The organism is Parafrankia sp. EAN1pec (assembly GCF_000018005.1).
GTDB classification, from domain to species: Bacteria; Actinomycetota; Actinomycetes; order Frankiales; family Frankiaceae; genus Parafrankia; species Parafrankia soli.
The window spans coordinates 6,222,781-6,240,966 of record NC_009921.1 but is presented as its reverse complement, the minus strand read 5'-3'; the positions used below and the strand labels follow the sequence as shown (position 1 = coordinate 6,240,966).

Genomic DNA, 18,186 nt, shown 5'->3' with positions numbered 1-18,186 from the left:
CGTCACCGCCCGCGACGGGGGTGCGGTGTGACCGACAGGCCCGACGCGGGCGGCCCCGGTGCGCTGGCCGAGGCGTTCGAGGCGGAGCGCGGGTACCTGCGCGCCGTGGCCTACCGCATCCTCGGCTCGGTCACCGACGCCGAGGACATCGTCCAGGACGCCTGGCTGCGCCTCGCCCGGACCGACCCGGCCGCCATCGAGGACCTGCGCGGATGGCTGACCGTGGTCGTCGGCCGGCTCTGCCTCGACCATCTCCGCTCGGCTCGGGTCCGGCGGGAGACCTACGTCGGGCCGTGGCTGCCCGAGCCGCTGGTCGACCCGTCCGGTCTGGGCGGGTCGGGTGGGTCGGCCGGCGGGGGCGGCGCGACCGGCCCGGTCGGCGAGGTCACGGCCGTGGCCGCCGAGCGGGCCGACCCGGCGGACCGGGTCACCCTCGCCGAGTCGGTCAGCATGGCCATGCTGGTCGTCCTGGAGTCACTGAGCCCGGCCGAGCGGACCGCGCTGATCCTGCACGACGTCTTCGGCTACGGCTTCGAGGAGGTCGCCGAGGTGACCGGCCGCAGCCCGGCCGCCAGCCGGCAGCTCGCCAGCCGCGCCCGGCGGCACGTGCGGGAGCGGGCCGTCCGCTTCGATCCCGACCCGGCCCAGCGGCGCGGTGTCGCCGATGCGTTCCTGGCGGCCGCCGCCGGCGGTGACCTGGCCGCGCTGCTGCGCGTCCTCGACCCGGACGTCGTGCTGCGCTCGGACGGCGGCGGTGTGGTGCGCGCCGCGCTGCGCCCGATCGACGGGGCGGACAAGGTGGCGCGGTTCCTACACGGCCTGATCGAGAAGGGCCGCCGGCAGTACGGGGCCGCGGTGCGCTTCGTCCCGGTCGAGGTCAACGGGGGAGCGGGTATCGCCACGTACACCGGTCCGCGGCTGGTGAACGTCGTCGCGCTCACGGTGTGGCGCGGGCTGGTCACGGAGATCGACGTCGTGGTCAACCCGGCGAAGCTGCGCCATCTCACGCAACCGCCACACGGCGGCTGAGTACGTCGCCACCCGCCCGGACGGGCGCCGCGACCAGCGGAAACCATGAGTGCCACGGGTGGCGGCACGATGCGGCAGGATGGAAACGTGGCCATCTACGCGTTGGGGGACCTCGAACCCTCGATCGATCCGTCCGCGTACGTTCATCCCGACGCGACGGTGATCGGGAACGTCACGATCGGCCCGGAGTCGACGGTCTGGCCCGGCGTCGTGCTCCGCGGCGACCAGGGGCGCATCGTGATCGGCGCGCGGACGTCCATCCAGGACGGCACGGTGATCCACACGACCGCGCAGTTCCCCACGATCGTCGGGGACGACTGCGTGATCGGGCACATCGTGCACCTCGAGGGCTGCGTGGTCGAGGACGGCTCCCTGGTCGGCTCCGGGTCGATCGTCCTGCACCAGGCCCGGGTGGCACGCGGCGCCCTGGTCGCCGCCGGCGCCGTGGTCGGCAACCGGATGGTGGTTCCCGAGCGGGCGATGGCGTTGGGTATCCCGGCGAAGATCCGCGAGGGCGCCGCCTCGCAGGAGCTCATCACCATGGCGGCCGCCCACTACGTCGAGAACGGACGCCGTTTCCGCAAGGACCTACGCCGCCTGGACTGACCGGGTCCCGGGTCCCGGGTCCCGCGGCCGAGGCCGCCGCCCGGCGTTCGGTGATCCGTGGCGGTTGAGCGAGTCGTGGATGTCACTCAACCGCCACAGTTGTGCGCAGCGGTGCCGCCGCCGGCCTAGTTCTCCGAGGCCGAGATCGCCGGGCGCAGCATGCCGGGGGGCGGGGAGCCTGTCGCCCGGACCCAGCCGCGCGCGGCGACCCGCTCGGCGGCCAGCCGGCCGAGACCGATGGCCAGGCCGGAGAGCGCGGCCCAGGCGATCGCCTCCGCCCAGGAGGTCTCCGGGTCCGCCGGGTTCACCGGCGGGTCGGACTTGCGTATCTTCCGGTAGGCCGCGGTGACGCCCCTGCTCGCCGCGGTGCCGGCGAGCGCGGTCGCCGCGCCGCCCACGATCTTCCATCCCATCTTCGAAGCCGGTCCGGCCACCCCACACCTCTCGTCCGTCCGCCCCGACTCGCCGGGGCGCAGCTGGTATCGCTCTTCTGCCCTATCCCGCGGCGCGCGGTTTCCCCCTCGCGACCGCCGGAGGTCGGGTCGTCCTCGTGTCGCCGGCATGTGCCGGCCGTCTCGTCACGGGGAGTCGTTAGTGTCGCGGACAGCCCGCCCGGGTGAGGACGACCCAGGAGAATCATGACCGCGACCACCCCCACGCCACCCGGCGCCCCGCTTCCTGTCGGCGCCCTGCGCGCCTACGTTCCACCAGCCGACGCCGTGCCCGGTGATGGCGTGGCCGGCGACATCGTCCTCGGCGCGCAGCGCCCCGAGCCGCCGACCCGCCAGCCGACCGGTGATTCGGTGCCGCCGACCGGCCAGCAGGCCGCCGGCGCGGGCACGCTGGAGGTGCTGGTCCGCCGTCTGGACCCGGATCTCCCGCTGCCCGCCTACGCCCAGCCCTCGGACGCCGGCGCCGACCTGGTGACCGCGCAGGACGTCACGCTGGCGCCCGGTGAACGGGCCATCGTCGGAACCGGCCTCTCCGTCGCGCTGCCCGAGGGTTATGCGGCTTTCGTGCATCCCCGCAGCGGACTGGCCGCGCGACACGGTCTGTCCGTGGTCAACGCCCCCGGAACCGTCGATGCCGGTTACCGTGGAGAAGTCAAGGTGATACTTATAAACACCGATCGAAGTGAAGTCATCGCTCTCCGTCGTGGGGATCGGGTGGCTCAGCTCGTGGTCCAGCGGGTGGAGCACGCGGTCTTCCGCGAGGTCGACCTGCTCCCGGATTCCGTCCGGGGTGCGGGCGGCTTCGGGTCGACGGGCGGTTTCGGGCGGTCCTCCGACGGTGGACCGCGAAGGGAGGGCCACGGTGTTCGGTCGGGGTCGTAGGTCGTCGGCCGTCATGGCGGCCGACCCGAGGGCGGAGGAGCCGGACGACGTCGATCTGGTCGGCCCCTTCGACCTCGAGGAGGCGCCCGACGACGACGTGCACAGGCTCGACCTCGGGGCGCTGCGGGTGCCGGCGCTGCGCGGCGTCCAGGTGCAGTTCCAGGTGGAGGAGTCGACCGGCAAGCCGCTCACCGTCGTCGTGACGGACGGGCGCAGCGCCATGGAGCTCGCGGTGTTCGCCGCGCCGAAGACCAGCCCGCTGTGGGACGACGTCCGCACGGAGATCCTGGAGACCGTGCGGGACACCGGCGGCAGCGAGGTCGAGGGCCCGTACGGGCTGGAGCTGCGGCTGCGGCTGCCCACGAGCCAGCCGGGGGAGACCGTGCCCGGGCGGATGATCGGCGTCGACGGGCCCCGCTGGTTCCTGCGGGCCGTCGTGACCGGCGCGGCGGGGCAGGACCCGTCGGCCGGGCCGCTGCTCGACGAGACGCTCGGTGGGATCATTGTGGTCCGCGGCGACTCGGCGATGCCCGTGCGGGATCCGCTGCCGCTGCGGCTGCCGAAGGAGATCTCCGAGCATCCGGACGGCCCCGGCGCGGAAGCCGAGCAGCGCTCGGATTCCAGGCCCGCGATCCCGGTTCCCGGCGTTCGGGTCAGCGAGACCCGCTGATCCTTTCCCGGCCCGTCGGGCCGCCGCGCCGAGGCCGGTGACCGGAGGCGGAACGGCGCCGAAACAGTACGGGAACGAGTCCGTGGCGCGCGGCGGGCCCTCGCCGGCTGTCCCATCATGGGCGCGATCGGTGGTGGCGGGTGGTCCGTCCACCTCATAATCCCGGTTCAGGGCGCCGATGCGTGGGCTCGTGGTGGGATTCCCACCCGCCGGTCCGGTGACGTCCCAGGTTTCGGATTCCGTCGCCCGGCTTCGGGAGCGGTTCGATGATCGGAGGAGCCGTGGGCGAGGGGCGCGGCTGGTTGGGACGACGGTTCCACCGGCTGACAGCGGACAACCAGGAACTTGAGGACGAGGAGCTGCGGCAGGCGTCGGTCGCCGTCGGCGCGAACCCGATGCACGCCTGTCGGGACCGCGAGGAGGCGTGCGTCGCCGGATCCATACGTTCGGTAACCGTCCGGGCGCGTTCAGGGGCGCCGAGTCTGGAGGTCGACCTCTATGATGGAAGCGGCACCGTGACTCTCGTGTTCCTCGGCCGCAAGCACATCGCGGGCATAGAGGCCGGTCGATCGGTCAAGGCATCCGGTCGGGTCGTCGTGCGCGACGAGCGGACCACGATGTTCAATCCCCGCTACGAGCTGCTGCCAGCCTCCTCGACCAGCGCCTGAGCGGCGCCCGGCGACAGGACTACACCGCCCATGCCACCAGCGTCTCCGCAGGATCCGTCAGTGCCGAACCCGGCGACGGGTCCGGGCGACCCCGGCGGAGCGGCCGTGACCCCGGTCGACGGCGTCGCGGTACCGGGGGCGGGCTCTGGCCTCCCGGCCGGGCACGACGACGCCGGTGGCCGGGCCGGTGGGATCGCCAGCCGGGCCGGTGGGTTCGGTGGCCGGGCCGGTGGGTCCGGCGGCCGCGGCACCGGTGGTGAGCCACCGGTCACGCTGGCAGAGGCGGTGGGCGGCCCGCGCGGGATCATCGACAGTGCCATTCCGACGGTGGCGTTCGTCACCGTCAACGCCGAGGCCGGCCTGACGGCGGGGATCGTCGTCGCGATCGCGGCGGCGGTCGGGCTCGTGGTCCTGCGGGTGGTGCGGCACGAGCCCGTCCAGCAGGCGTTCTCCGGGCTCTTCGCGGTCGGGTTCGCCGCCTTCATCGCCTCCCGGACGGGCAGCGCCGAGGGCTTCTTCCTGCCCTCGATAGCGAAGAACGCCGTCTGCGCCGTCGTCGGCCTCGGCTCGGTCCTCGTCGGGCGTCCCGTCGGCGGCTACGTGATGGCCGGCTTCGACCAGCGGTACTCCAACTGGCGGGAGACACCGTCCGTCCGGCGGGCGGCGGTCTGGGCCACCTTCGTCTGGATCGCGGTGTTCGCGGCGCGGTTCGCGATCCAGGGCGTGCTCTACCTCGCGGGGGAGTCCGGCTGGCTCGCGGCGGCGAACATCGTGCTGGGTCTGCCGTTGTTCGGCGCGGCCGTGCTGGCCACCTTCGCGATCGTCCGGCGCCTCGCCCCGCTGGCGGAGGACGAGCCGTCCGGGGAGGACGGTCAGACCGGCGAACCCGGCCAGCTCGCCGCGGGCATCCCGAACGACTGACAGACCGCGCCGAACCCCCGGCGCGACGACCGGGATCGGCTAGAGCACTCCGGAGACGCGCTGGTTCCGGCTGGCGTCGGCGGGGACGGCGCCGAGCAGCGCCGCGAGGCTCTCCTCGGCCTCGCTCGTGGTCGCGACGGCCAGCACCTCGTCGCCCGGCTCGAGCGTGCTGTCCGGCGACGGGACCACCGCGTTGCCGTCCCGCAGGATCACGACGACGGCGGAGTCCGGCGGGAGGTCGACGTCGCCCAGCCGCCGGCCCACGACGGGCGCGTCCGCGGTCAGGGTGAGCTCGACGAGGGAGGCGTCGCCCTGGCGGAACTTCATCAGGCGCACCAGGTCACCGACGCTCACCGCCTCCTCGACCAGCGCGGTCAGCATGCGCGGCGCGGACACCGCCACGTCGACGCCCCAGGACTCGGTGAACAGCCACTCGTTCTTGGGATGGTTGACCCGCGCGACCACCCTGGGCACGCCGAACTCGGTCTTCGCCAACAGCGAGACCACGAGGTTGACCTTGTCGTCGCCGGTGGCGGCGACCATCACCGCGCAGCAGTCCAGGCCGGCGCCGTCGAGGGAGGACAGCTCGCAGGCGTCGGCGAGCAGCCAGTCCGCCGCGGGCAGCGCGTCCCGGCGGATCTTGTTCGGGTCGCGCTCGATGATGAGCACCTCGGAGCCGTTCTCCAGCAGCTCCGCGGCGATCGAGCGGCCGACCTTGCCGGCGCCCGCGATCGCCACCCGCCGGTTCGCCACCCCGCTCCGCTCGGCGGCCCCGTCCTGTTCGGTGCCCCCGGTACGCGCGTCCGGATCCGCGGTCATCGCAGGTCCTCGTCTCTCGTCGTCAGTCGTGGTCGGGGCCGGTGCGGATGATCGCGTCCGCCTCGGTGGCCCGCGCCTTGGCGACCGCGACGTGCAGGACGTCGCCGTCCTGCACCATGGTCCGCCCGTCGGGGAGCAGGCCGTCACCGAACCGGGTCACGCACGCCACCCTGACCTCGGCCCGGGACTCCAGCTCGGCGAGCCGCCGTCCCACCCAGCCACGCGCCGGCGTGACCGCCGTGAGCAGAACCGAGCCGGACGTGTCCGTCCACTCGGGGGTGACGGCGTCCGGGACGAGACGACCGAGGATCTGGTCGCGCGTCCAGCGCACCGTGGCGACGGTGGGGATGCCGAGGCGTTCGTAGACCTCGGCCCGCCGGGGATCGTAGATGCGGGCCACCACCCGCTCCACGCCGAACATCTCCCGGGCTACCCGGGCGGAGATGATGTTCGAGTTGTCCCCGCTGGAGACCGCGGCAAACGCGGCCGCCCCGGCGATGCCGGCCTCGACGAGGGTGTCCCGGTCGAAGCCCATGCCGGTCACCGCCCGTCCGCCGAAGCCGGCCGACAGGCGATTGAACGCGGCCGGGTTCTGGTCGATGACGGCCACCGAGTGGCCGAGCCGCTCGACGGCACCAGCCAGGGATGAGCCGACCCGGCCGCAGCCGAGGATCACGACGTGCACGGGAGGTGAGCGTAGTCCGATCGGGGTTGCCCGGTCGATGTCTGTCGGCCACCTGTCCTGGCAGCTCATCGGGCACGTGTGCCGCTATGGCCGGGTTGGAGTGCGCCACGTCACACACGCTGGGGAGGTGGGACCGGGGTCGGTAGCATCGCCGCGTGGCGCTCACAGACCGACTGAAGCGCGGATTCGTCGGTCGCCCCATCGGCTCGGACCGACTCGGTGAGACATTGCTGCCCAAGCGGGTCGCGCTCCCCGTGTTCGCCAGCGACGCGCTCTCATCGGTCTCCTACGCGTCGGAGGAGATCCTTCTCGTCCTCGCGCTCGGCGGACTCACGCTGCTGCACTACACGCCGTGGATCGCGGCCGCGGTCGTGATCCTCATGCTGACCGTGGTGGCGTCGTACCGGCAGAACGTGCACGCCTACCCCAGCGGCGGCGGCGACTATGAGGTGGCCTCGGTCAACCTCGGCCCCCGCGCCGGCCTGATGGTCGGCAGCGCCCTGCTGGTGGACTACGTGCTCACCGTCGCCGTGTCGGTGTCCGCGGGTGTCGCGAACCTGACATCGGCGGCGACGGGGCTCGCCGAGCACAAGGTGCTCATCGCCAGCCTCCTGGTCGTGCTGCTCACGCTGGTCAACCTGCGCGGTGTGCGTGAGTCCGGGTCGGCGTTCGCCGTGCCGTCCTACGCGTTCATCCTCGGCATCCTCGTGATGATCGTGACGGGGCTGGTGCAGACCGTCCTCGGGGACGCACCGCGGGCCGAGAGCGCCGGTTATGAGGTCCACGCGGAGCAGAACTTCGCCGGCCTGGCCCTGCTCTTCCTGGTTCTGCGCGCCTTCGCGTCGGGCTGCACGGCGCTGACGGGTGTCGAGGCGATCAGCAACGGCGTGCCCGCCTTCCGCCGGCCGAAGAGCCGCAACGCCGCCACCACACTGCTGATGATGGGCGTCATCGCCGTCACCATGTTCGTCGGTGTGACGGCGCTGGCCCTCATCTCGGACGTCCACATCGCCGAGAACCCGGCGGATCTCATCGGGGCGCACGGCGAGCAGCGGACCGTCGTCGCCCAGATCGCGGCCGCGGTGTTCGGGGACGGCTCGGTGGGCTTCATCTACGTGGCCGCGGTGACCACGCTCATCCTCATTCTGGCGGCCAACACCGCCTTCAACGGCTTCCCGGTGCTCGGCTCGATCCTCGCGCGCGACGGCTACCTGCCCCGCCAGCTGCACACCCGCGGCGACCGGCTCGCCTACTCCAACGGGATCGTGCTGCTGGCCGGGTTCGCGATCCTGCTCATCGTCGTGTTCGACGCGCAGGTCACGGCGCTGATCCAGCTCTACATCCTCGGTGTGTTCATCTCGTTCACCCTCAGCCAGACCGGGATGGTCCGGCACTGGGCGCGCCTGCTGCGCGAATCCGGCCCGGCCGCCCCCGGCGGCTCCGCCCCGCTGGTGGCGGGCGGCGAGCGGAGCGCCGAGCGCGGTGGCGAGCGGAATGGTGACCCGCTGGCCGGCGGCGTGCCGCTGGACGCGAGCATGCGCCGCAAGATCCGCCGCTACCAGGCCATCAGCTTCCTCGGGGCGTGCCTGACCGGGGCCGTGCTCATCCTCGTGCTGCTCACCAAGTTCACCCGCGGGGCCTGGATCGTCTGCATCGCGATCCCGGTGATCTACCTGGGTATGCAGGCCATCCACCGGCACTACGACCGGGTTGCCACCGAGCTGACGCCCGAGCCCGGGCCGCCGACCCTGCCGTCCCGGGTGCACGGGGTGGTCCTGGTCAGCAAGATGCACGCGCCGACCCTGCGCGCGCTGGCCTACGCGAAGGCCACGAAGCCGCACACGCTGGTCGCCGTCACCGTGGCCGTCGACCCGGCCGAGACGGAACGGCTGCGCCAGGCCTGGGAGGAACGCGGTATCAAGATCGACCTCGTTGTACTGGCGTCGCCGTACCGGGAGGTGACCCGCCCGGTCCTCGACTACGTCGCCCGCATCCGGCGGGAGAGCCCGCGCGACGTGACCGCGGTGTTCGTCCCGGAGTACGTCGTCGGGCGCTGGTGGGAGCATCTGCTGCACAACCAGAGCGCGCTGCGGCTCAAGGCCCGGCTGCTCTTCCAGCCCGGGGTGATGATGATCAGCGTCCCGTGGCAGCTCGCGTCCAGCTCGCACGCGCAGACCAGGCAGGAGTCGGTCGGCGCGGGCGCGGTCAGGCGGGGCAGCGCGGCCCCGCCCGGGCACTTCCGGCCCGGGCACCGGGGTCCGGGGCCGGGGAGCGCTGGTGGCGGTGACGCCGCCGTGACCGCGAACCCGCCGGCCAGTTCAAACGCGGCGCCGCCCGGGGATGCCCCGTGAGCGGGCGCCCGGCGCGGCCGTCCAGCGGGACCAGGCGACACACCGCGACACCGGACGGCACGGCGGAGCGGACCGGACGGCCGGTCCGGCACCGCGCCGGCGACGCCGCCCGGGACCGCGCCGGCGATACCAGCCGGGACCGGCCGGAGCGGGCCGATCGGGACCGGACCGACAGGGTGGGCGGGGTGACGCGCCCCGTCCCCGTCCCGCCCAGCGAACTGGTGGAGCTTGACGTCGGCCCGGTCGCGCACCGTGGGCTCTGTGTGGCCCGCGCCGGCGGTCGGGTCGTGTTCGTGCGTCACGCGCTGCCCGGCGAGCGGGTACGGGTCCGGATCACCGACGTCTCCCACGACCGTTACTGGCGCGCCGACGCCGTCGAGATCCTCGTCGCCTCCCCGGACCGGGTGGCGGCCCCCTGCCCGCACGCGCGTCCCGGCGGGTGCGGAGGGTGCGACTGGCAGCACGCCACGCCCGCCGCGCAGCGCCGGCTCAAGGCGCGGGTGGTCGAGGACGCGCTGCGGCGGCTGGCCGGCCTCGACCGCGCCGTGCTGGTCGAGGCGTTGCCGTCGGAGGGGCCTGACGGGCTGGGCTGGCGCACCAGGATGCGCTTCTCGCGGACGTCCGACGGCGGCGTCGGGCTGCGCGCGCACCGCTCCCACGAGGTGGTGCCCACTCCTGACTGCAAGATCGCTCATCCGCTGCTCGCCCGGGTGATCGCCGACCCGGTCTTCCTGACCGGCGACGGCTCGCCCGAGGTGACCGGCCAGGCGGTGGAGCTCGTGGCGATGCCCGGCGACGCCGTGGCGTACTCGACGCGGTCCGGCGGGTGGCGCGTCACCGAGACCGGCCCCGCCGCCGCCGACGCCGAGGGCACCGGCGCCACCCGCGTCGACGGCGCCACCCGCGTCGACGGCGCCACCCGCGTCGACGGCGCCACCCGCGTCGACGGCGCCGACGGCGCCGATCCCGACAGTGCTCTTCGTGCCAGTGCCGTTCCCGTCCGCACCGGTCCTGACCGCGGCGAGCCGGCGCCGGTCGAGGTGGTCGAGACGGTCGAAGGCCGCGAGTTCCGGCTGGAGCCGGGGGTCTTCTGGCAGGTCCACCCGGCCGCCGCGGCGACGCTGGTCGCCGCGGTGCGCGAGGCGGCCGCGGCCGCGGCGGGGGACACGGCCCTCGACCTGTACTGCGGGGCAGGGCTGTTCGCCGCGTTCCTCGCCGAGGCGGTCGGACCGACCGGGCGGGTCATCGCGCTGGAATCCGACGAGGCCGCCGTCCGCTCCGCCGCGCGGAGCCTGGCTGACCTGCCCTGGGTGTCGCTGCGTTCCCTGAGGGTGACCCCGGCGACGGTCCGCGGCCTCGTCGGCGCGGCGGACCAGCCGGCCGCGCCCGCCGACGGCCTCCCGGCCGGCGGCGCCACGCCCGGCCCGGCCCGGCGGGCGGTGGACGTCGCGGTGCTCGACCCGCCGCGGACCGGCACGGGTCGTGAGGTCATGACCGAGCTTCTCGCGCACCGGCCGCGCCGGGTCGTCTACGTGGCCTGCGACCCCGCCGCGCTCGCGCGGGACGTGGCGGTCGCGGCGGGCGAGGGGTATCGGCTCACCGAGCTCCGCGCGTTCGACCTGTTCCCGATGACCTCGCACGTGGAGTGCGTGGCGACCTTGGAGCCCGCGCCCGCGGGCGCGACCGGCTCCGCGGAGCCGGCCCGGCCAGGCACGGGCAGCACGGCGCTACCGCGATGACCGTTGACGGCCACGTGGCCGCGCCGCAAGGCTTTGTGTTCATGCCCCGAACGCCGCCCGGCTCCCAGTCGTCGCTGCGCGCGGCCAACCGGGACCGGGTCCTGGGCGTGCTGCGGCGGGAGGGCAGCCTCGCCCAGGCGGAGATCGCGCGGCTGACCGGGCTGTCCCCGGCGACCGTCTCCAACATCGTCGGCGAGCTGCGCGAGAGCGGGGACGTCGACGTGCGCCCCGCGGTGAGCGGCGGGCGGCGGGCGGTCCGGGTGTCGCTGTCGCGGCGGTCCGGAGTCGTGATCGGGCTCGACTTCGGCCACCGCCACCTGCGGGTCGCCATCGGCGACCTCGCGCACGAGGTGCTGGCCGAGGACGTCGTCGACATCGACGTCGATCACCAGGCCCAGGAGGGCATCGCGACGGCCGGCCGGCTGGTCGACGACCTGCTCGGACGGCTCGCCGTCGACCGGGCGGACGTGGTCGGCGTGGGCATGGGCCTGCCCGGCCCGATCGACGCGGTCACCGGCGCCGTCGGATCCTCGGCGATCCTGCCCGGATGGGTCGGCGTGCCCGCCGCCGCGCAGATGTCGGAGCGGCTCGGGCTGCCCGTCCGGGTCGACAACGACGCCAACCTCGGTGCCCTCGCCGAACTGCACTGGGGCGCCGGCCAGGGCGTCCGCGACCTCGCCTACCTCAAGGCCTCCACCGGCGTCGGCTCGGGCCTGGTCATCGACGGGCGCGTCCACCGCGGCGGAGCGGGAACCGCGGGCGAGATCGGGCACACCACGCTGGACGAGAACGGCTCGGTCTGCCGCTGCGGAAACCGCGGCTGCCTGGAGACGATCGTCGGAACGTCGGTGCTGCTCGAGTCGCTGCGCACGAGCCACGGGCCGGATCTCACCGTGCGCGGGATGATCGACCGCGCGGTCGCCGGTGACGCGGGATGCGCCCGCGTGGTCTCGGACGCCGGCCGGGCCATCGGGAACGCGGCCGCGAACCTGTGCAACCTGCTGAACCCCCAGGTGATCGTCGTGGGCGGCGACCTCGCGGCGGCGGGGGAGACTCTGTTGGAACCGATGCGCCAGGTGGTGCACCGCTTCGCCGTTCCGGCGGCCGTCCCGACAATCGTGGCCGGCGTGCTCGGCGAGCGTGCGGAGGTCCTCGGCGCCCTCGCGCTGGTGCTGCGCGAGGGCGAGCCGATCCCGCGCTGACCGGGCGCCATCCTGACCGGGCGCCAATCCTGACCGGCGCCGTGCTGACCCTTCCGGCCTGACGGGCGCGTCCGCGCAGGCCCAGCTCCGGAGTACCAGCTCAGGGCGTGTTCCGGCCCCGTCACCGCGACCCTGGGTCGCCGATCTGTGCCGTCGAGTCGTGATGTCATCGGAACATGAATGAGAAACTTTGCGGACCTAATCCTTGTATTCAAGTCTTGACGGCAAAGTCATCCTCTCCGCAGACTGCTACCAGAGCGTGACCGGTTCGCTCCGGCACGCAGCAGCGAACTCGGGAGGGGCGCGTGGCAGACAACTCGCTCGACGACGGGGTACCTCGGCGCGGTCGGATGCGCGGCCATGCGGGGAGACGGCGAGGTCGCCTTTTCGTGGCCGCGTCGGTGGCGGTCATGGTCGTGCTGGCCGCCGTGGGATGCACATCGGACTCGTCCGATGACGAGGTGCCCCAGGGAGGATCCGAGAGCGGAACCATCGCGCTCCTGTTACCCGAGACCCAGACGACCCGCTACGAATCGGCCGACCGCCCCTACTTCGAGGCGCGGATGGCGAAGATCTGCCCCGACTGCAAGGTGCTGTACTCGAACGCCGACCAGGACTCGGCCGCCCAGCAGAACCAGGCCGAGCAGGCCATGACCAACGGCGCCAAGGTCCTCGTCCTGGACCCGGTGGACGGCGAGGCCGCGGCGGTGATCGCCCGCAATGCGCGGGACCGTGGCGTGCGCGTGGTCTCCTACGACCGGCTCATCCAGAAGGCGCCCGTCGACGCCTACATCTCCTTCGACAATGAGAAGGTCGGCCAGTTGCAGGGCCAGGCGCTCCTCGACGCGATCGGCGACCGGGCCGGCGCCGGCAAGGTCATCATGATCAACGGCTCGCAGGACGACCCGAACGCCCAGCAGTTCAAGGACGGCGCGCTGTCGGTCCTGGAGGGCAAGGTGACGATCGGCTTCGACACGTTCACCCCCGACTGGTCTCCCGACACCGCCGGTCGGGAGATGGACCAGGCGATCACCACCGTCGGCCGGGAGAACATCGTCGGGGTCTACGCCGCGAACGACGGCATGGCCGGCGCCGTGGTCGCCGCGCTGCGCCGGGCGAACGTGAACCCGCTGCCGCCCGTCACCGGCCAGGACGCCGAACTCGCCGGGGTACAGCGCGTACTCGCCGGAGATCAGCACATGACCGTCTACAAGGCCATCCGCCCCGAGGCGGAGCAGGCGGCCGACCTGGCGCTCGCGCTGCTGCGCGGTGAGCCCGTCGACACGATCGCGACCGGGCACGTCGACAACGGCAACGGCCAGGTTCCCGCCGTCCTGCTGGAACCGGTCGCGGTCACCCGGGACACCGTCGCCGCGACGGTGGTGAAGGACGGCTTCATCGCCAAGGCCGACCTGTGTGCCGGCACGTACGCGACAGCCTGCGCGTCCGCCGGCATCTCCTGACCTCGCGCCCCCGCCCCCGGGATCCGCGGTGAGCTGCTTTGCCGGCGGCTCACCGCGGATCCCCTCGTGACTGTTCTTGGAAGGCACGGGCCCGTCATGTCCGATCTGGTCATGTCCGATCTGGTGTTGTCCCTACGTGGGATCTCCAAGCGTTTCGGCGCGGTGCAGGCGCTCACCGACGTCGACCTGGACCTGCGCGCCGGGGAGGCGCTCGCCCTCGTCGGCGACAACGGCGCTGGCAAGTCCACGCTGGTCAAGTGCATCTCCGGCGTCTCGCCGCCGACCGGCGGGGAGATCAGGTTCGGCGGCCGCCCGGTACGCCTCGAGCGCCCGCAGGACGCCGTGGCCCTCGGGATCGCGACCGTGTACCAGGATCTCGCGCTCTGCGACAACCTCGACGTCGTCAACAATCTCTTCCTGGGCCGCGAGCGGCGCCGCCGGCTGGGCCGGTTCGCCGGCGCGCTCGACGAGATCGGCATGGAGCGCAGCGCGCTGGACCTTCTGCGCACCCTGGCGGTGAGCATCCCGAGCGTGCGCATCCCGGTCGCGTCGCTGTCCGGCGGCCAGCGGCAGTCCGTCGCGATCGCGCGCTCGCTGCTCGGTGATCCGGCGGTGGTCCTGCTCGACGAGCCGACCGCCGCGCTGGGCGTGGCGCAGACCGAGCAGGTGCTCGACCTCATCGTCCGGCTGCGCGAGCGCGGCCTGGCCGTACTCGTGATCAGCCACAACCTCGCGGACGTCTTCGCCGTGTGCGACCGCGTCGCGGTGCTCCGGCTCGGCCGCAACGCCGGCACGTTCGACATCGCCTCCGCCTCACGGGAGGACATCGTGGCCGCGATCACCGGCGCGGACACGGCCCCCGCGACAGGTGCGACGGCCCCCGCGACGGGTGCGGAGGAGGTGCGTCCGCGATGAGCGAGTTCGCGCCCGGTGCCGCGGAGCCCACAGCCAGCCCCGCCCAACCGAACCCCGCCGCGAGGCCGGTCGGCGCAGTCGCGACCGGTCGGGGCGACGCGGCGGTCGACCCGCGACTGCTCTTCGCCGGCCCGGGCCTGCGCGGCCTGGCGGGCTCGGCGCTGCGCCACGTGCGCGCGGGCGAGCTCGGATCGCTACCGGTCATCGTCGGGCTCGTCGTGATCTGGACGATCTTCCAGTTCCAGAACTCGAACTTCCTCACCTCCTACAACCTCACGAACCTCGCACTGCAGGTCGCCGCGACCGGGACGATCGCCACCGGCGTCTTCCTCGTCCTGCTGCTCGGCGAGATCGACCTGTCGGTCGGCTGGGTCAGTGGGCTGTGCGCGTCGGTCATGGCGGTGCTGTCGGTGCGCCACGGGTGGGCGCCGGTTCTGGCGATCGTGGCCGCGCTGGTCGTCGGCGTCGCCGTGGGTGCCCTGCAGGGCAGCCTGTTCGCCGTGTTCGGCGTCCCGTCCTTCGTCGTGACGCTGGCGGGCTTCATCGCCTGGCAGGGCGTGCAGCTCAAGGTGCTCGGCCGGGACGGATCGCTCAACCTGCCGGACAGCGAGATCACGAAGCTGACGTCCACCTTCTTCACCGACGCCACCGGATGGGTGATCGCCGGGATCGCCGTGGCCGGGTATGCCGGTGCCCAGCTCGCCGAGGTCCGCGGCCGCCGGCGGGCCGGGCTGCGGCCCCGCCCGATCGCGGAGGTCGCGGTGCGGGTGGTCGTCGTGGGCGGCGCGCTCATCGCGGCGGTGGCGATCCTCAACGACGACCGCGGGCTGCCGCTGGCGCTGTTGATCTTCGGCTGCCTGGTGCTGCTGGTGGACCTGGTTTCGCGGCGCACCAGCTACGGCCGCCACCTGTACGCCGTCGGCGGCAACGTCGAAGCGGCGCGCCGGGCCGGCATCAACGTGCGCGCGCTGCGCGTCTCGGCGTTCGCCGCCGCGTCCTGCCTGGCCGGCGTTGGCGGTGTCCTCGCCGCCGCGCGGCTGACGAGCGTCACACAGGCCTCCGGCGGCAGCGACACGCTGCTCAACGCGATCGCCGCGGCGGTGATCGGCGGGACGAGCCTGTTCGGCGGACGCGGCCGGGCCTGGTCGGCGCTGCTCGGCATCCTGGTGATCGGTTCGATCGCCAACGGGATGGACCTGCTTGGTCTCGACCAGTCGGTCAAGTTCATCATCACCGGGTCGGTCCTGCTCGCCGCGGTGCTTCTGGACGCGGCCGCGCGCCGGGGGAGGCAGGCGAGTGGCCGAGGGTGAGACGCCCGAGCCTCCAATAACGCTGACTGTGCGTAATCGCGAGTGATCCGATCAGGGGTGCCCATAACGGCCGTTCACATGTGACGGCGACGTGACAACAAGATGACAGACCCAGCAGCGTTCGTGCGAAGGGCCCGCCGGCCCGGGAAAAAAGCCCCGCCGGCGGGCCCTCGTGGCGTCTGGAACGGCCCGGCACGGGGCCGCACGCCAGGCCCTCCGACGCGTCATGCCTGGTTCCCGGGCTCTCTTCACCGGCTACTCGTCGCACATTACCGACAACGGGGAGGTGGATTCTACCGCGACCCGGCGAAATATCTGACGCTCTTCGGGCAGCTCACATGTCGGGAGCCTGTCTGCGGAGCCCGGGGTGCCCTGCGTAGACTTTGCCGGACCCGGACCGATCCCCTTTCGGGGGAGGGAGAGCACGCCGTGTCGCTTCTGTCGACGATCGACAGCCCGCAGGACGTCAAGCGCCTCGACCATGAGGAGCTGGTGACGCTCGCGGCTGAGATCCGTGATTTCCTCATCCACGCGGTTGCCCGCACAGGCGGCCACCTAGGGCCGAATCTGGGCGCTGTAGAACTGACTCTCGCAATCCACCGAGTGTTCGATTCACCATTCGACCGTGTCCTCTGGGACACGGGCCACCAGTCCTATGTTCACAAGATTCTGACCGGCCGCCGGGAGCAGTTCGACCGCCTCCGTCAACGCGGCGGGCTCTCCGGCTACCCGAGCCAGGCCGAGTCCGAGCACGACATCATCGAGAACTCGCACGCCTCCACGGCGCTGTCGTACGCCGACGGGCTGTCCCGCGCCTACGAGCTGCGCGGGGAGAACCGGGCCGTCGTCGCGGTCGTCGGCGACGGGGCGCTGACCGGCGGAATGTGCTGGGAGGCGCTGAACAACATCGCCGCCAGCGACCGGCAGGTCGTCATCGTCGTCAACGACAACGGCCGGTCCTACTCACCCACCATCGGCGGCCTCGCCGACCACCTCGCGTCGCTGCGCCTGGCGCCCGAGTACGAGCAGGTCCTGGACGTCGTCAAGCAGGTGCTGGGCCGCACCCCGCTCGTCGGCGCACCGCTGTTCGACGCCCTGCACGGCATCAAGAAGGGCATCAAGGACGTCGTCACCCCGCAGGGCATGTTCGAGGACCTCGGGCTGAAGTACGTCGGCCCGGTCGACGGCCACGACGTGGTCGCCATGGAGTCGGCGCTGCGCCGGGCCAAGGACTTCGGCGGCCCGGTGATCGTCCACGCCATGACCCGCAAGGGCTTCGGGTACCCGGCGGCCGAGCAGGACGACGCCGACAACTTCCACGCCGTCGGCGTCATCGACCCGGTGACCGGCAAGCCGAAGTCGGCGTCCAAGGGCACCACCTGGACCTCGATCTTCTCCGAGGAGATCGTCCGGATCGGCTCCGAGCGGCCCGACGTGGTCACCATGACCGCGGCGATGCTCCAGCCGGTCGGCCTGAAGTCGTTCGCCAAGGCCTTCCCGGACCGGGTCTTCGACGTCGGCATCGCCGAGCAGCACGCGGTCACCTCGGCCGCCGGCCTGGCCATGGGCGGTCTCAAGCCCGTTGTGTGCATCTACGCGACGTTCCTGAACCGCGCCTTCGACCAGGTCCTCATGGACGTCGCCATGCACCGCCAGCCGGTGACCTTCGTGCTCGACCGCGCCGGGATCACCGGCGAGGACGGCGCGTCCCACAACGGCATGTGGGACATGTCCTTCCTGCAGGTCGTGCCGGGTCTGGCGATCGCCGCCCCGCGTGACGCCGCGACCCTGCGCGCCGAGCTCGACGAGGCGGTCTCCAACACCGACGGCCCGACGGTCGTGCGTTACCCCAAGGGCAAGGTCGCCGCGGACTCCCCGGCGATCGACCAGGTCGGCGGGGTCGACGTCCTCTACCGGGCGCCGGCGGCCGCGCGGCACCGCGAGGTGCTGCTCGTCTCGATCGGCGCGATGGCCCCGACCTGTCTGGACGTCGCCGAGCGTGTCGCCAGCCAGGGCATCGGCATCACCGTGGTCGACCCGCGGTGGGTCAAGCCGCTCGACCCGGCGCTGGTCGACCTCGCCCGTGACCACGACCTCGTCGTCACCGTCGAGGACAACGGGCGGGTCGGTGGCGTCGGTGCCTGCGTCGCGCAGCTGCTGCGGGACGCCGACGTCGACGTCCCGGTGCGTGAGTTCGGGGTCGCCCAGCGCTTCCTCGACCACGGCAAGCGCGACGACGTGCTGGCCGAGGTCGGCCTCGCCCCGCAGGACCTGGCCCGCAAGGTGATCGAGGCGGTCGCCAAGCGCCAGCACGCCCTCATGGGCGACGAGGTCGGCGCGGACGAGTCCAACCAGACCCCCGCCGGCGGCGGTCAGGCCTGACCGGCCGGGCCTGACCGGCCGGGCCTGACCGGCCGGGCCTGACCGGCCAGGCCTGACCGGCGCGGCCGGGTCGCGCCCGCGCCCGGCCCGGC

16 protein-coding genes are annotated in these 18,186 nt (G+C 73.0%); 13 read left to right on the top strand and 3 right to left on the bottom strand.

Features of this window, described 5'->3' with window-relative positions:
• Positions 1 to 27 precede the first annotated feature (27 nt).
• Positions 28 to 1,029, top strand: a complete 1,002-nt coding sequence (gene sigJ / locus FRANEAN1_RS25565) for an RNA polymerase sigma factor SigJ (RefSeq protein ID WP_020462671.1) — start codon at positions 28 to 30, stop codon at positions 1,027 to 1,029.
• A gap of 45 nt (positions 1,030 to 1,074) precedes the next feature.
• Complete coding sequence (locus FRANEAN1_RS25560; RefSeq protein ID WP_347176753.1) at positions 1,075 to 1,635, top strand: gamma carbonic anhydrase family protein; 561 nt, start codon at positions 1,075 to 1,077, stop codon at positions 1,633 to 1,635.
• 125 nt (positions 1,636 to 1,760) lie between these two features.
• Here FRANEAN1_RS25560 and FRANEAN1_RS25555 read toward each other — a convergent pair whose 3' ends face one another.
• Entirely contained in the window at positions 1,761 to 2,069 is a 309-nt protein-coding gene (locus FRANEAN1_RS25555) for a DUF4235 domain-containing protein (protein ID WP_020462669.1), read from the bottom strand.
• Positions 2,070 to 2,273: 204 nt separating this feature from the next.
• On the opposite strand from FRANEAN1_RS25555, the gene dut reads away from it, so the two are divergent.
• From dut to FRANEAN1_RS25535, 4 genes are all read left to right on the top strand, one after another.
• Positions 2,274 to 2,969 (top strand): dUTP diphosphatase, encoded by a 696-nt coding sequence (gene dut / locus FRANEAN1_RS25550; RefSeq protein WP_020462668.1) that lies wholly within the window; start codon positions 2,274 to 2,276, stop codon positions 2,967 to 2,969.
• A gap of 13 nt (positions 2,970 to 2,982) precedes the next feature.
• On the top strand, positions 2,983 to 3,639 hold the full coding sequence (locus tag FRANEAN1_RS25545) for a DUF3710 domain-containing protein (RefSeq protein ID WP_020462667.1): 657 nt from the start codon (positions 2,983 to 2,985) through the stop codon (positions 3,637 to 3,639).
• A gap of 281 nt (positions 3,640 to 3,920) precedes the next feature.
• Positions 3,921 to 4,307 (top strand): OB-fold nucleic acid binding domain-containing protein, encoded by a 387-nt coding sequence (locus FRANEAN1_RS25540; RefSeq protein WP_041254804.1) that lies wholly within the window; start codon positions 3,921 to 3,923, stop codon positions 4,305 to 4,307.
• Between the two features lie 105 nt (positions 4,308 to 4,412).
• Entirely contained in the window at positions 4,413 to 5,228 is an 816-nt protein-coding gene (locus FRANEAN1_RS25535) for a DUF3159 domain-containing protein (RefSeq protein WP_020462665.1), read from the top strand.
• A gap of 39 nt (positions 5,229 to 5,267) precedes the next feature.
• On the opposite strand, the gene FRANEAN1_RS25530 is transcribed toward FRANEAN1_RS25535, so the two are convergent.
• On the bottom strand, positions 5,268 to 6,047 hold the full coding sequence (locus tag FRANEAN1_RS25530) for a TrkA family potassium uptake protein (RefSeq protein WP_020462664.1): 780 nt from the start codon (positions 6,045 to 6,047) through the stop codon (positions 5,268 to 5,270).
• A 22-nt stretch (positions 6,048 to 6,069) separates the two neighbouring features.
• A complete protein-coding gene (locus FRANEAN1_RS25525; protein WP_041254802.1) occupies positions 6,070 to 6,732 on the bottom strand; it encodes a TrkA family potassium uptake protein in 663 nt (220 codons plus the stop codon).
• A 155-nt stretch (positions 6,733 to 6,887) separates the two neighbouring features.
• Between FRANEAN1_RS25525 and FRANEAN1_RS25520 the strand changes: the two genes are divergently transcribed.
• From FRANEAN1_RS25520 to dxs, 7 genes are all read left to right on the top strand, one after another.
• Positions 6,888 to 9,083 carry an APC family permease gene (locus FRANEAN1_RS25520; RefSeq protein WP_020462662.1) on the top strand — a complete coding sequence of 732 codons (2,196 nt, stop codon included), beginning with the start codon at positions 6,888 to 6,890 and terminating at the stop codon, positions 9,081 to 9,083.
• A 176-nt stretch (positions 9,084 to 9,259) separates the two neighbouring features.
• Positions 9,260 to 10,822, top strand: coding sequence for a TRAM domain-containing protein (locus tag FRANEAN1_RS25515; protein WP_198145673.1), 1,563 nt, complete (start codon positions 9,260 to 9,262; stop codon positions 10,820 to 10,822).
• On the top strand, positions 10,819 to 12,024 hold the full coding sequence (locus tag FRANEAN1_RS25510) for an ROK family transcriptional regulator (RefSeq protein WP_020462660.1): 1,206 nt from the start codon (positions 10,819 to 10,821) through the stop codon (positions 12,022 to 12,024). Before FRANEAN1_RS25515 ends, FRANEAN1_RS25510 begins: the two co-directional genes overlap by 4 nt.
• A gap of 389 nt (positions 12,025 to 12,413) precedes the next feature.
• Entirely contained in the window at positions 12,414 to 13,487 is a 1,074-nt protein-coding gene (locus FRANEAN1_RS25505) for a substrate-binding domain-containing protein (protein WP_347176752.1), read from the top strand.
• Between the two features lie 96 nt (positions 13,488 to 13,583).
• The gene (locus FRANEAN1_RS25500) at positions 13,584 to 14,402 is read left to right on the top strand and encodes an ATP-binding cassette domain-containing protein (protein ID WP_020462658.1); all 819 of its coding nucleotides are present in this window, start codon (positions 13,584 to 13,586) and stop codon (positions 14,400 to 14,402) included.
• Positions 14,399 to 15,712, top strand: coding sequence for an ABC transporter permease (locus FRANEAN1_RS25495; protein WP_020462657.1), 1,314 nt, complete (start codon positions 14,399 to 14,401; stop codon positions 15,710 to 15,712). Before FRANEAN1_RS25500 ends, FRANEAN1_RS25495 begins: the two co-directional genes overlap by 4 nt.
• Before the next feature lie 429 nt (positions 15,713 to 16,141).
• Positions 16,142 to 18,094 (top strand): 1-deoxy-D-xylulose-5-phosphate synthase, encoded by a 1,953-nt coding sequence (gene dxs, locus FRANEAN1_RS25490; RefSeq protein ID WP_020462656.1) that lies wholly within the window; start codon positions 16,142 to 16,144, stop codon positions 18,092 to 18,094.
• Positions 18,095 to 18,186: the final 92 nt, after the last annotated feature.

Bases quoted from the DNA above. Each gene is read 5' to 3' on its own strand.
- FRANEAN1_RS25560 (WP_347176753.1), top strand. From the start codon at position 1,075: ATGAGTGCCACGGGTGGCGGCACGATGCGGCAGGATGGAAACGTGGCC.
- FRANEAN1_RS25530 (WP_020462664.1), bottom strand. From the start codon at position 6,047: ATGACCGCGGATCCGGACGCGCGTACCGGGGGCACCGAACAGGACGGG.
- FRANEAN1_RS25545 (WP_020462667.1), top strand. From the start codon at position 2,983: ATGGCGGCCGACCCGAGGGCGGAGGAGCCGGACGACGTCGATCTGGTC.
- FRANEAN1_RS25510 (WP_020462660.1), top strand. From the start codon at position 10,819: ATGACCGTTGACGGCCACGTGGCCGCGCCGCAAGGCTTTGTGTTCATG.
- FRANEAN1_RS25500 (WP_020462658.1), top strand. From the start codon at position 13,584: ATGTCCGATCTGGTCATGTCCGATCTGGTGTTGTCCCTACGTGGGATC.
- dut (WP_020462668.1), top strand. From the start codon at position 2,274: ATGACCGCGACCACCCCCACGCCACCCGGCGCCCCGCTTCCTGTCGGC.
- FRANEAN1_RS25495 (WP_020462657.1), top strand. From the start codon at position 14,399: ATGAGCGAGTTCGCGCCCGGTGCCGCGGAGCCCACAGCCAGCCCCGCC.